Here is a 13,669-nt window from a genome sequence, read left to right as displayed (position 1 = left end):
GATCGGCAGGAGCACCATGTGCGACAGAGAGCCCGACCCGCGGCAGCGGGGAACGCCCTTATCTTATTCGGTACGGAGTGATCGGGCGGGGTTGGTATTGGCGGCTTTCAGGGTCTGGGTGGTGACCGTCAGCAGGGCGATGGCCAGGATCAGCAGGGCCGGACCGATGAACAGCAAGGGGGTGAGGGAGATGCGGAAGGCGTAGTTATCCAGCCATTTTTCCAGGGCATACCAGGTTAGCGGTATGGCGATGAGGAAGGACAGGAGGACGGGGCGCATGAAGTCCCTGGTAAGCAGGGAAAGGATATTGCCTACGCTGGCTCCGGCGATCTTGCGGATGCCGATCTCTTTTGTCCGCTGGTTGGTGACGAAGGCGGCCAGGCCCAGGAGGCCGAGACAGGAAACGAAGATGGCGAGACCGGCGAAGATGCCGAAGGTTTCGCCGAATTGTTGGTCGGCCTTGTATTGTTCGGCGAAGCGATCGTCGAGGAAGAAGTAGTCGAAGGGGTTGCCGGGGAAGAAGCTTTTGTATTGGGTCTTTACGGCGGTGATGGTGGCGGGCCAGCTGTCGCGGCTACCCGTGAGCTTTAGGGAATAGTAGGTGTTGGCGTCGGGGATGAGCCGGAAGATGTGGGCGTCATAGGATTCCCGGAGGGATTCCTGGTGGTGATTGGAGACGACGCCGACGATGGTATATTGTTTCCCCCAGAAATCGATGCGTTTGTTGAGCACGTCTTCGGGCTTGTTGAAGCCCATGTTCTTTACGGCCGATTCGTTGAAGAGAACGGCGCCGGTGTCGGAGCGGAAGTCGCGGGAGAAGTTGCGGCCGGCGAGGAAATGCATGCCGAAGGCGGTGGCAAAGTCATAGTCGACGCCGATGACGCGGTATTGGCGGGCCTTTGTGGCGTCGGCACCTACTTCTTTGATGCCGCCGGCGTTCCAGCCTACTTTATGTCCCGGCACTTCGGTGGAGGCGCTGATGCTGTTCACGCCCGGGACGCGCAGTACTTCATCCCGGAACCCGGTGAGCTTGTTGTCATAGGTGGAATCCATGACGCGGGGGCCTTTGAGCACGAGGGTCTGAGTGATCTGTACGCCCAGGTCCTGGTGTTGCATATAATTCAGCTGCCGGTAGACGGTGAATGTTCCGACCATGAGCAGGACGGAGGCGGCAAATTGTCCGATTACGAGGGTCTGGCGCAGGAGGGAGCCATGAGAAGTCGTGGCTAACCGGCCTTTTAATACGGCGATGGGTTTGAAGGAAGACAGGACGAATGCCGGGTAGAGGCCAGACAGCACGGTTCCGACGAGGAAGATGCCGATGAGCATGGACCAGAAGCTGGCGGTGCTGAGCATCGACAGGTTGAGGCTTTGGCCGGCTACGGCGTTAAAAATGGGCAGGCAGGCGAGGATCAGCAACAGGGCGAGAATGACGGCGAAGCTGTTGATGAGGAAGGATTCGAAGAGGAACTGGCCGATGAGGTCGCGGCGGATGGAGCCGAGGGTTTTGCGGATGCCTACTTCCTTTGCCCGCTCGATAGAGCGGGCGGTGGAGAGGTTGATATAGTTGATCCAGGCGATGGCGATGATGAAGAGGGCGATGATGGAGAGGAATTTGACGGCTTTTCCGTCACCATTGGCCTCGGCTTCCAGCATGTAGTTGGGGGACAGGTGGATGTTGCCGAGGGACTGGAGGTGGACGACTATTCCTTCCTTTGATTTTTTCATTTCTTCACCCCATTTGGCCTGGATGACGGCGGGGATCTTTTTTTCGAGCTGATGCGGATCAGCGCCGGGGCGGAGCTGGATATAGGCGAAGAATCCGTCCCAGCCCCACTGGGTGGTCATGGGGTCGCCGACCCATTTTACCCAGGTGGGCCATGAAAGGAGGATGTTGAATTTGAGGTGTGTGTTGGCGGGGGGATCGGGTACGACGGCGGTGACGGTGAAGGGCTCTTTTTTGTTCAGGAGGAGGTTCTTCCCGATGGGGTTCTCGCTACCGAAGTATTTTCGGGCAGCCGAGGTGGTGAGTACTGCGGTATTGACGTTGCTTAGGGCGCCGGTGATGGAACCTTGTGTAGTGGCGGAGGAGAACATGGGCAGGAAGCCGTCGTTGGCAAAGTACATGTTCTCTTCGCGGAATTCCTTGTCCTGGTAGGACATGACGCCACGCCAGTCATAGAGGCGGGCAAGGGAGGTGACTTCGGGGAAGGCGTCTTTTACGACGGGACCGATGCCGGCGGTACCGGCGGCCCAGCGGGTGGAGAGTTTGCCTTCGTTGTAACGATCCATCTGGATACGGTAGATGTCGGCGGCATGGGCTTCGAATTTGTCGTAGCTGAGCTCGAAGCGGACATATTGGAAGATGAGGAGGGCGGCGGCCATGCCGATGGCGAGGCCTGCGATGTTGATGATCGAGAATATCTTGTGTTTGAGGAGGTTTCGCAGGGCTATGGTGAAGAAGTTGGTGAGCATGGGTGGTGGTTTGGTGATGGCTGGATGGTTTGGATGTTGTGTTTTTGGGTGGCGGTGTTGGGGTGTTATTCAGTTCGCAGAGATTTTGCGGGGTTAGCGAGAGACGCCCGTAACGCCTGAATGCCGACGGTGGTGAGGGCGATGGCGAGGGCGAGGAGGCCGCCGAGGGCGAAGACCCACCATTGGATGGAGATGCGGTAGGCGTAGTCCTGCAGCCAGGAGTGCATGACCCACCAGGCGAGGGGGATGGCGATGACGAGGGAGATCAACACGAGGTAGAGGAATTCCTTTGACAGGAGAAATACCAGGCTTTGTTCGGTGGCGCCGAGGACCTTGCGGATGCCGATCTCCTTGGTGCGCTGCAGGACGTTATAGGCCGAAAGGCCCAGGAGGCCGAAGCAGGCGATGATGATGGCAAGGGTTGCGAAGATGCCGAAGGTGGCGCCGAAGCGGGTATCGGATTTGTATTGCTGGTTAAAGGATTCGTCGAGGAAGAAATAGTTGAAGGGGTCGTTGGGAAAGTAGCGGTCCCAGGCCTTTTTTATGGCCGTGATGGTCTGGTGGACGTCGGTGGAAGTGAATTTTATCGAATAGTAATTGCGCATATCGGGGATGCACCGGATGAGCAGGGGGTTGATGGCTTTTTGCAGTCCCTGGTGGTGGTAGTCGGCAACAACCCCGATGATGTGGCCGGTGTCGCCCCATACTAATTTTCCGTTGAGGGCGTCGGCTGCATTTTTAAAGCCGAAGAGGGGGAGGGCGGTTTCGTTGATGAGGATGGCTTGCTTGTCGGTTGGGTAGTCGGGCGAGAAATTGCGGCCGGCTACGAGGTGGAGGTTGTAGTCGGGGATGAAATTGTAGTCGATGCCAAGGATGTAGAGGGTGATGGCGGATTTTGTGCTGGCGCCGACGCGGTTGACGCTATTGGTCCAATAGATCTCCTGGCCCATGACGTTGGAGGAGGCGGTGATGCTTTTGATACCGGTCTGCTGCAGGAGGCCGGTCGTGAAGGGCTGGAAGATGGTCTTGTACGTGGAGTCCTGCTGGGAGGAGCCGGGGCCGTCGAGGACGAGGGTCTGGTCGATGTTGAAGCCGAGTTGCTGGCGGCGCATGTATTGTACCTGTTGATAGACGAGGATGGTGCCGGTGATGAGGATGACGGAGACGGCGAATTGCCCGATGATGAGGCCTTTGCGGAGCACCTGGCCGCGGGTGGTGTTGCGGAAGAGGCCTTTGAGTACGGTGATGGGGTGGTAGCCCGAGAGGATGAAGGCGGGATAGAGGCCGGATAAAAACGAGCCAAGGAGGAAGATGCCTGCAAAGCCGAGTGCGTAGGGGGCGGGCAAGCTGAACGGGCCGGCGTCACTGCCGATGAGGGTGGCAAAGGAGGGCGCCAGGAGTATGGACAGGAGGATGGCGAGTGCGAGGGCGAGGGTGTTGAGCAGGAAACTTTCGATGAGGAACTGGCTGATGAGGTCGATGCGGATGGCGCCGAGGACTTTGCGGAGGCCTACTTCTTTTGCCCGCTCGAGGGAACGAGCGGTGGCGAGGTTGGTATAGTTGATCCAGGCGATGGCGATGATGAGGAAGGCGATGAGGAAGAGGAATCCGACCGCTTTGCCGTTGCCGTTGACCTCTGCTTCCTGGTTGTAGTTGGACCAGAGGTGGATGTCGGGCATCGGGATGAGGTAGAGTTCGGAGCGGACATTGTTCTTTTTGTGCCATTGCTCGTTGTTCATATGGCGATCGGCGAAGGCGGGGAGTTTGGCCTGTAGGGCTTTCCAGTCGGCGCCGCGCCGTAGCTGCACGTAGTCGTAGTAGTCATACCAGCCCCAGGAGGTTTCGGTTAGATTGGTGGAGTCGTGCCATTGTTCGCGGGTGATCTTGCCCAGGGTGGAGTAGGATACGAGGTGGTGGAGGATGAGGTGGGAGTTGGCGGGGTATTCCTTAAAAACGCCGGTGACTTCGTAGGTTTCCAGGCCGCCGCCGAACCCGCCCTGGCCTGTCAGGCGTTTGCCCATGGGGTCTTCGTTGCCGAAGTATTTCTTTGCCATGGATTCCGACAGGAGGATCTTGCCGGGGCCGTCAAGGGCGGTGGCGGGGTTACCTTTTGTGAGATGGATATCGAGCATGTCCAGCGCGCTGGGGTCGGCGTAGTAGCCTTTGAGCTCGTTGAATTTTACGGTCTTTTCCGGGTTGGTGAGCAGGAGGTTGGCGTCGATGAGGCGGCAGAATTTTTCTACTTCCGGGAATTCCTTTTTCATCGCGGGGGCGATGGCGGGGTAGACGGTGGCGGACTTCCAGGCTAGCTTGCCTTCCTGGTAAGAGTCCATCCGGAGGCGGACGATGCGGCCGCTGTTGGGCTGGAAGGTGTCGTAGCTGCGTTCGTAGGCGACATAGTTAAAGATGAGCAGGCAGCAGGTGATGCCGATAGTGAGACCGAAGATGTTGAGCGCGGAATAGCCTTTCCTTTTCAGGAGGCCGCGCCAGGCGAGCTTCAGGTGGTTCTTGAACATATGCGGAGGCGTTGATTCGTATACTGCGGGGGAGTTGCGCGGCCTCCGGCCGCGCATCACCTTATTCGGAACGCAATGCTTTCACGGGGTTGGCCACGGCTGCTTTTATGGCTTGTATGCTGATGGTGACCAGGGCTACGGCTGCTGCCAGGATGCCGGCTCCGAGGAAGACCCACCATTCGATGGAGATGCGATAGGCAAAATCACGTAACCAGTTGTGCATCGCATACCAGGCGATGGGGAAGGCAATGAGGGAAGCAATGGCCACGAGCCGGAGGAAGTCGGTCGACAGCAGGGTGACGATGCTGCCGGTGCTGGCGCCAAGGACTTTGCGGACGCCGATCTCCTTTATCCGTTGGGAGATGGAGAAGGCGCTGAGGCCCAGTAATCCCAGGCAGGCGATGAAGATGGCGATGCCGGCGAAGGTGGTGAAGAGCGAGCCCTGTTGTTGTTCGGATTTATAGAGTTTGTCGAAGCGATCGTCGAGGAAAGTGTATTCGAAAGGCGTCTCGGGGAGGAAGCGTTTCCAGGTCTTTTCCACATAGGCGACGGAGGCTTTGATATCGCTGCCGGCGAGCTTTATGGAGATATTGCCATAGTTGTTGGCGGCCTGGGCTGCGGACGGAATGATAAAGATGATGGGCAGGATGGCCTGGTGCATGGATTCGAAGTTGAAATCCCTCATGATGCCGACGACCCTGCCTTTTACGCCGCCGTAGGAGAAGTGTCTGCCGACCATTTCCTGCGGGGTTTTTACACCGAGAACTTTGGTGGCCGCTACGTTGAGGAGGAAGCCGGTGCTGTCGGTGGAGTAGTCGCGGGAATAGTCGCGGCCGGCGACGACGGGGATGCCATAGGTCTTCAGGAAGTCGTGGTCGACGGCTACGTATTTGATGTCGGCGGTGACGGGCCGGAGGGAGTCGCCGCTTTCTGTGGAGGCGCCTTGTTCATCGAGGAGGCGGCCGGTGGGGATGCGGGAGGAGCGGGTGACCTGCAGGACATGGGGGTCCTGCAGGAGGGTGGTGCGGAAGGATTCGTAGTTTTTATACAGGCCGTTGGGATAGCCCATGGTGAGGATATGTTCTTTGTCAAAGCCCAGGGCGGCGTTTTGCATGTAATGCAGCTGCTGGAAGACGATGGCCGTGCTGATGAGCAGGACGATGGAGATGGCAAACTGCAGGACGACGAGCACTTTCCGGAAATTGACGGTGTTGCTGCCGGCTTTGAACAGGCCTTTCAGCACTTTGACAGGCTGGAAGGAGGACAGGAAGAGGGCGGGGTAGAGGCCCGAGAGGATGCCGACGACAATGGGGGTGACCACTAGCAGGGCGATGATGGTTGGTTGTTGGAGGATATGCGCGGACAGGTGGAGCCCGGTGAGGTCGTTGATCGAGGGCAGGGTGAGGATGGTGAGGACGACGGCAAGGAGGGTAGCTACAAAGGAGATGAGGACGGACTCGGTGAGGAATTGGGTAATAATTTCCCCGCGTTGTGCGCCGGAGACCTTGCGGATGCCGATTTCGCGGGCCCGGAGGGTGCTTCGGGCCGTAGAGAGGTTCATATAGTTGATGCAGGCTATGAGGAGGATGAAGAGGGCGATGGCGCCGAAGATGGTGACACGGCCGCTGTCGCCGTTTTGCTCGAGCTCTTCATCGAGGTGCGAGTGGAGGTGGATGTCGGTTAGCTGCTGCAGGTAGAGCCTGGTGAGGGTGGAGGGTTTGGAACCTTTGCCGTAACCGTCGTCGCCCGCCATGTGACGATCGAGGAAGGCGGGGAAGCGCTCTTCGAGGGTCTTGGCCGGGTAGTTCTCCGGGAAGAGGAGGTAGGTGTAGAAGGCGTTGTTGCCCCAGTTGGTCATGAGGCCCTTTTCACCGTAGATGGCGGAGTCCTTCAGGGTATTGAAGGACAGGAGAATGTCGGCGTGGAAGTGGGAGTTCTCGGGCAGGGGGGCCATGATGGCGGAGACCCTGAAGTTATACTGGTTGTCGAGGCGGACGACCTTGTTGATGGGGTCGGCGTCGCCGAAGTATTTTTTGGCGATGGCTTCGGTCATCACCATGGTGAAGGGCTGTTCGAGGGCGGTGGTTCGGTCGCCTTTTATCAGCGGAACGTCGAAGACGCTGAAGAGGTTGTTGTCCGCGAAGTTGATGTCTTTTTCGTTGAAGATCTTGTCCTCGTAGTGAAAAGCGGATGTGCCGTTGGGAAGGATGCGGGTGATCTTCTGGATGTCGGGGAAGTCGTTTTGCAGGTAGGGGGCGAAGGGCGGGGCTACGGCTCCGAGGTGGAGAGAGACGATGCCTTCCTTGTTGTTGAAGCTGCGGGTGACGCGCCAGATGCGGTCGGCTTTGGTGTTATAGCGGTCGTAGCTTTCCTCGTGGACGATGTAGGTGAGGATGAGCAGGCAGCAGGTGATGCCGATGGTGAGACCGAATAAGTTGATAAACGAGATGAACTTGTACTTGGTCAGGTTGCGGAAGGCGATCTTGAGATAGTTTTTAAGCATGGCGATTGGGTTGGGCCGTTACCGGCCAGTACAAAGATCATTTATGCGGCGTTGGTTGACGCTGGGGTGCGCCGGCTTGCTAGGGTCGGTACACGGGGCTTGAATCAAATTAATATGTTCTCCGTCACGGTCTGGCCGTCCAGCATGCGGATGATGCGATGGCTGTAGCGGGAGTCGTGTTCGGAGTGGGTGACCATGATGATGGTGGTGCCCTGTTCGTTGAGATCGGTGAGCAGTGTCATTACTTCGTTGCCGTTGGATGAGTCCAGGTTACCGGTAGGTTCATCCGCGAGGATGAGTTTGGGGTTATTGACGACGGCGCGGGCTACGGCGACACGTTGCTGTTGACCACCGGAGAGTTGTTGGGGGTAGTGGTTGCGACGGTGCATGATCTGCATCTTGTCGAGCACTTTTTCCACGCGTTGTTTTCTTTCGGGGCCTTTTACGCCGAGGTAGATGAGGGGGAGTTCGACGTTTTCGAATACGGTCAGCTCATCGATGAGGTTGAAGCTCTGGAAAACGAAGCCGATGTTACGTTTGCGGAGGTCGGCCCTTTTACGTTCGTTGAAGTGGGCGACTTCGATGCCGTTGAACAGGAAGCTGCCGCCATCGGGGTCGTCGAGCAGGCCGAGGATATTGAGCAGGGTAGATTTACCACAACCCGAGGGGCCCATGACGGAGACAAATTCACCTTCTTTTACTTCGAAGCTGAGTTTGTTCAAAGCGATGGTCTCCACCTCTTCGGTGCGATATGTTTTTTGGAGTTCGGTGATCTTGATCATAAACGATGAGCTGTTTAGAATTTGATGTGTAATTAGATTATATGTATAGGAGTTTGCTTGTGAGAAGCATGGAATACTCTTCATTCGCGGCCGGGGCCGGGGCAGCGGTCTTGTCGCGGCTGGTGGCGCTTCCGATGGATGCCTTGCTTGCGTGGGGGCAGCCACAGAAACGGCGGCATTCATTCGAGGTGGCGATCGTACTCAGTGCGAGGACGAGGCCAAGTGTGAAGAGGAGTCGCAGGCGCATATAGTTGGTTTTTTGTAATAGACGCTCAATTGGGAGTGTCTGTTACGGGTTGCTACAAAATATTACTTTTTAAACACTAATTCCTCGATAGTTCCATAGTTCTCATAGCTGCTGGTGACTACTTTGTCGCCGGGTTTCAGGCCATCGAGCACTTCGTAGTAGTCGATGTTCATGCGGCCGAGCTGGATAGGAACCTTATATGCTCTTCTGCCGTCTTCGGAGACCTTGAAGATCCAGTTGCCGCCGGTTTGCTGGTAGAACCCGCCTTTGGGCACGAGTACGGCTGTCGTTTCGTCGCTGAGGGCCAGGGTGATCTGCAGGGTCTGACCTTTGCGAAGCATGCCTTTGGGCGGCTGCTTACCAACGAAGACCATATCGATCTGGAAGCGGGCGTTGGCTACGGCGGTGAAGACCTTGGAGACCTTGAGGGTATAGATAGTGGAATCACCGAGTGAGAATGTCCCTGTCTGGCCGACGATGACATTGTTGAGATAGTGTTCGTCGACATCCGAGCATCTTACTTTGTAGCCATCCGGCTCGTCGAGCTGGCCTAACTGGTAGCCGGGGGTACGGGACTGGCCTATTTCCGCATCCAGGGAGGTGAGCTGGCCGTCAGCCGGGGCGCGGATGATGAGCGCATCGACCTTTTGCTGGAGGATCTGCAGGGTATTCTTTGCGCGGGTGAAGGATTCCTGGTCCTGCTGCTCCTGCTGGGTACGGGAAACGGTATCCTGGTGAAGGATCTGCGCCTGGAGGTCTCTTTTCTGCCTCAGGTAGTTATAGTTGTTGGTTGCCGTCTGCATTTCCTGGGAGCCGATGACCTTTTGGGCAAAGAGCTTTTTGTCGACGTTATACAGGCGTTCGGCTTCGATAAATTGCCCTTCGATATCGGCCATGGCGCTGAGTTTTTGTACGGTGTTCTGTTCGGCGTTGACACGGGCCAGCTGCATATTGGCAAGCATGGTGGATACCTGGGTGGTCTGGCCGGCCAACTGGAATTGCACCTCGGGGTTGGACAGCCGGAGGATGGGGTCGCCTTTTTTCAGGATGGCGCCGTCATCGACATATTTCTGTTCTACCCGGCCCCCGTCGGTGCTGACGAGGTAAAGCGTGGTCAGCGGCAATACGGTGCCATTGATGGGTATGGATTGCTGGAAGCGGCCTTTGGTTATGTCTGAAATTGTAACACGATCTAAATCAACGTTATATTTTGATTTCCCAGAGGTAAAGTAAAAGCTGCCGGCGATGAGCAGGGCAAGGGCTACCACTCCTCCGATGGTCATTAGGCGTTTTGTCGTCCAAGTTTTTTTAGGTCTAGCTATGTCCACGATAAAGAATTTAATTTTGTTTTTGATCTTTTTGAAAAAACCCCCCGGTATAAAGATACCGGGAGACTACACATGAGAAAATTCTAAAAATTCTTATCAGGAATATATCAAAGACATGCCAGAATGCAATACCAGTGATTTACAGTTTCTTAGACACGTCAGGCTGTTTTTGTAGTTCATTTTTGATACAAGAAGTGTCCGTTTTTGATACACTTGGTTTTATAGGCCGGAATATGTAAAAAATTAATTGCCATACTTTTATATTTAAGGTATACTTGTAGTTGGCAAATGTTGCATTCAAACAACATTAATTTTATGAATTTGAAAAATGCTTCCATACTAGCTATCGACGATGATCCGGATGTCCTGACGGCTGTACGCTTATTATTAAAGACCGAGGCGGCGGATGTGGTGACCGAGAAGAACCCGGAGAATATGCGCTCGATTCTTTCGAAGCGGAGTTTTGATCTTATCCTCCTGGATATGAATTTCAACAGCAGTATCAATACGGGCAACGAGGGGTTGTTCTGGCTGCGGAAGATAAAGGAGTTTGGGTCGAATGCGGCGGTGATCATGATCACGGCCTATGGGGATATCGATCTTGCCGTGCGGTCGTTGAAGGAGGGGGCGGCGGATTTTGTGGTGAAGCCCTGGCATAACGAGCGGTTGATCACGACCATCAAGGAGGCGTTGAAAAGGAATGATCCCAAGAAGGCAGGTTATGAGGAGGTGTCGGATTCGGTGATCGGGAGCGAGTTGCTGGGGGAGTCGGAGATCATGCGGGATATCTTTTTTAAAATTTCCAAGATAGCGCCGACGGATGCGAATATCCTTATCCTTGGGGAGAACGGAACCGGGAAGGACCTTATCGCGAAGGCCATCCACCAGCATTCGCTGCGGGCCGAGAAGCCTTATATCAAGGTGGATGTGGGCGCGCTGACGGAGACCCTGTTCGAGAGTGAACTGTTTGGCCATAAGAAGGGGGCTTTTACGGATGCGCGGGAGGACCGGGTAGGGCGTTTCGAGTCGGGTAATGGGGGGACGCTTTTCCTGGATGAGATAGGGAATATCTCGCTGCATCAGCAAGCGAAGCTGTTGAGCGTGTTGCAGAACCGCCAGGTGACGCGGTTGGGGACCAATCAGGCCGTGCCTATCGACATCCGGCTTATCTGCGCGACGAATGTGCCGATGACGGAGCTTGCCAACGAGGCGCGGTTCAGAAAGGACCTTATTTACCGGATAAATACGGTGGAGATAGTGGTGCCGCCGCTGCGGAAGCGGGAGGATGATATCGTGCTGCTGGCGAAGCATTTCGACCGGATATATACGAATAAGTATATGAAGCCGATGCATGATTTTGACAGCAAGGCGATTGAGAAGCTGCGATCGTATCATTATCCCGGCAATGTACGGGAGCTGCAATATACGATCGAGCGGGCGGTGATCATGGCGGAGGGGGATGTGTTGCAGGCGAAGGATCTTATTTTCTCGCCGATAGAGTCGGTGCAGCCGCAGGCCGACGAGCCGCAGGAGCTGAAGCTGAGCACGATAGAGAAGAACGCCATTTTGAAAGTCATTGAAAAACACAATGGAAATATTTCTAAGGCTGCCAAGGAATTGGGTTTGACCCGGACGGCGTTGTACCGGCGGCTTAGTAAATACGACATTTAATGCATTTGCTATGATATTTAAACGCTACCAGGAGAGGATACTGCTCCGGGTGCTATTGATGTTCCTGACATTGTCCCTGGCTTCTTTCCTGCTGGTGAAGGGGATGTATGAAAAGCTGGTGCCCGTAATCGTGGTCATCATTTTCCAGCTGATAGATTTTTACAATTTTCACCGGAAGGCGCAGCAGGAGGTGGAGCAATTTGTGGAGTCCATCCACTACCGGGATTTTTCACGCTATTTCGATGTCAAGGAAGCGCCGTTGGAGCTGCAGGTATTGCGCCGGGGGTTCAACGAGATAAACTCTACTTTCAAGCTGATAAGCCGCGAGAAGGAGACGCAATTCCAGTATGTGCAGAAGATATTGGAGCTGGTGAATACGGGTATTCTTTCCTATGAGCATAAGAGTGGGGAGATTGGCTGGATGAATGAGGCCATCAAGAATATGCTTGGGGTGCCTTATCTGAAGACGATCGGTTCGCTGGAGCGGCGGGATCCTGTATTGTACCAGGAGATCTTGAACCTGCGGCCGGGGAGCAACAAGATCGTCTCGCTGACGAGGGCGGGGAATGTGTTCAAGACCTTGATGGCGGCGACGGCCTTTCAGACGGATGGACGGGTGTATAAGCTTATTGCGTTTCAGGATGTAAATGAGGCGTTGGATGAGACGGAGTCCAAGGCGTGGCAGAAGCTGTTGAGTGTGATGACGCATGAGATCATGAATTCGGTGGCGCCTATTTCCTCATTGGCGGAGACGATGCTGGTGCGGCTGCAGGAGTCGGCGAGGTTGTTGAAGGGGGATGGCGAGGCCGGGGCGTTGGAGGACCTGGAGCTGGGTATCGGCACCATCCGGCGACGGAGTGAAGGGTTGTTGAAGTTTGCGGAGACGTACCGGAATTTGAACAAGATAACGACGCTTAATCTTAAGAAGGTGTATGCGCGTGATCTCTTCGAGAATCTGCATCATTTGATGCAGCCTACACTGGATCAGAAGCATATCGAAATGGATATTATCCTGCCTGATCCGGATCTGACGCTGGAGGCGGATTCCAGTCTTATCGAGCAGGTGTTGATCAACCTGGTGGTGAATGCGATCGATGCGGTGAAGGAGAGTGCGGAGCCGACGATCACGTTGTCGGCGACGGCGGGTGCGGGTGGCCGGGCTATCATCAAGGTGGCGGATAATGGGATGGGGATGTCGCCGGAGGTGATGGACAATATTTTTATTCCTTTCTTTAGTACGAAGAAGACGGGCAGTGGGATCGGCTTATCCCTTTGTAAACAGATACTCTTATTACATAAAGGTAATATACAGGTTCAGTCGATCGAGGGGGTGGGGAGCTCGTTTTTGCTGCACTTTTAGGATTGCGCGATCCATTTTTTGAAGGAGGCGGCGTTCTCCTGGCTGATGATGATCTCTTCGCTGACCGGGAGGGTGAGCTCGACGCTGATCTTGCTTCTTTCCATGGGTTTGAAGCGTTTGATATAGTTGGCGTTGATGATGAATTTACGGTTTGCCCGATAGAAGATATTCTTATCGAGCTCTTCCTCGAGCTCGCTGAGGTTGTTCTTTTCCGCCATGTATTTCCGGTTCTCTTTGTCTACCAAAAAGACCAACTTATGTTCGGTGAAGAAGTAGCCGGTGTCTTCGACGCGGACGGCCTGGAATTCCACGCCTTTTCTGACGAGGATGCGGGATCTTACGCTATGGTGCCCGTAGTCGCCGTTGGTTCCGTTAGCCCATTGTTCGTGATTGGTTACAAAATGGTTGCGGAGGGCCTTGTATTTTTTGATCGCGTGTTTTAATCTGTCCTGGCTAATAGGTTTTAGCAAATAGTCGATGCTACTATATTCGAAGGCCTGGGTGAGGTATTTATCATAGGCTGTGGTGAAGATGACGGGGCAGGTGATGTCGCAGGCTTTGAAAATATTAAAAGAGAGTCCGTCGGACAGTTGGATATCCATCAGGATGAGATCGGGGGCGGGGTTTTTGTTTAACCACCGAATGGTCTCATCGACGCTGTTGCAACCAGCGACCACGTCTATCTTGTCATCGATGGCCTGCAATTCTTCCACCAGATTCTCCGAGGCGGGGCGTTCATCTTCGACGATAAGGACTTTCATGTGGCGTGGTTTTGATTTTCAAAATT

9 protein-coding genes are annotated in these 13,669 nt (G+C 55.0%); 2 read left to right on the top strand and 7 right to left on the bottom strand.

Translation table 11 applies throughout. The annotated features are described in order from the left end of the window. Window positions 1-63: 63 nt before the first annotated feature. The 6 genes from IEY39_RS22680 to IEY39_RS22655 all read right to left on the bottom strand — a co-directional run bounded on the left by IEY39_RS22680 (window position 64) and on the right by IEY39_RS22655 (window position 9,806). Complete coding sequence (locus tag IEY39_RS22680; RefSeq protein WP_188936012.1) at window positions 64-2,475, bottom strand: ABC transporter permease; 2,412 nt, start codon at window positions 2,473-2,475, stop codon at window positions 64-66. Between the two features lie 65 nt (window positions 2,476-2,540). Further along, window positions 2,541-4,991: an ABC transporter permease gene (locus tag IEY39_RS22675; protein ID WP_188936010.1), complete on the bottom strand. Its 2,451-nt coding sequence runs from the start codon at window positions 4,989-4,991 to the stop codon at window positions 2,541-2,543. Window positions 4,992-5,052: 61 nt separating this feature from the next. Continuing rightward, a complete protein-coding gene (locus IEY39_RS22670) occupies window positions 5,053-7,494 on the bottom strand; it encodes an ABC transporter permease (protein ID WP_188936008.1) in 2,442 nt (813 codons plus the stop codon). Between the two features lie 104 nt (window positions 7,495-7,598). Beyond that, window positions 7,599-8,276: an ABC transporter ATP-binding protein gene (locus IEY39_RS22665; RefSeq protein WP_188936006.1), complete on the bottom strand. Its 678-nt coding sequence runs from the start codon at window positions 8,274-8,276 to the stop codon at window positions 7,599-7,601. 37 nt (window positions 8,277-8,313) lie between these two features. Further along, a complete protein-coding gene (locus tag IEY39_RS22660) occupies window positions 8,314-8,523 on the bottom strand; it encodes a hypothetical protein (protein ID WP_188936004.1) in 210 nt (69 codons plus the stop codon). Between the two features lie 62 nt (window positions 8,524-8,585). After that, window positions 8,586-9,806 (bottom strand): efflux RND transporter periplasmic adaptor subunit, encoded by a 1,221-nt coding sequence (locus IEY39_RS22655; RefSeq protein ID WP_188936002.1) that lies wholly within the window; start codon window positions 9,804-9,806, stop codon window positions 8,586-8,588. A gap of 360 nt (window positions 9,807-10,166) precedes the next feature. Between IEY39_RS22655 and IEY39_RS22650 the strand changes: the two genes are divergently transcribed. Continuing rightward, window positions 10,167-11,522 (top strand): sigma-54-dependent transcriptional regulator, encoded by a 1,356-nt coding sequence (locus tag IEY39_RS22650; protein WP_188936000.1) that lies wholly within the window; start codon window positions 10,167-10,169, stop codon window positions 11,520-11,522. A 10-nt stretch (window positions 11,523-11,532) separates the two neighbouring features. Beyond that, a complete protein-coding gene (locus IEY39_RS22645; protein WP_188935998.1) occupies window positions 11,533-12,882 on the top strand; it encodes a sensor histidine kinase in 1,350 nt (449 codons plus the stop codon). Here IEY39_RS22645 and IEY39_RS22640 read toward each other — a convergent pair. After that, on the bottom strand, window positions 12,879-13,643 hold the full coding sequence (locus IEY39_RS22640; protein ID WP_188935996.1) for a LytR/AlgR family response regulator transcription factor: 765 nt from the start codon (window positions 13,641-13,643) through the stop codon (window positions 12,879-12,881). The genes IEY39_RS22645 and IEY39_RS22640 overlap by 4 nt on opposite strands. Window positions 13,644-13,669 lie beyond the last annotated feature (26 nt).

The sequence above is a fragment of the Puia dinghuensis genome (genome assembly GCF_014642875.1).
In the GTDB taxonomy this organism is placed as follows: Bacteria; Bacteroidota; Bacteroidia; order Chitinophagales; family Chitinophagaceae; genus Puia; species Puia dinghuensis.
This window is presented reverse-complemented; position numbering and strand designations above follow the sequence as displayed.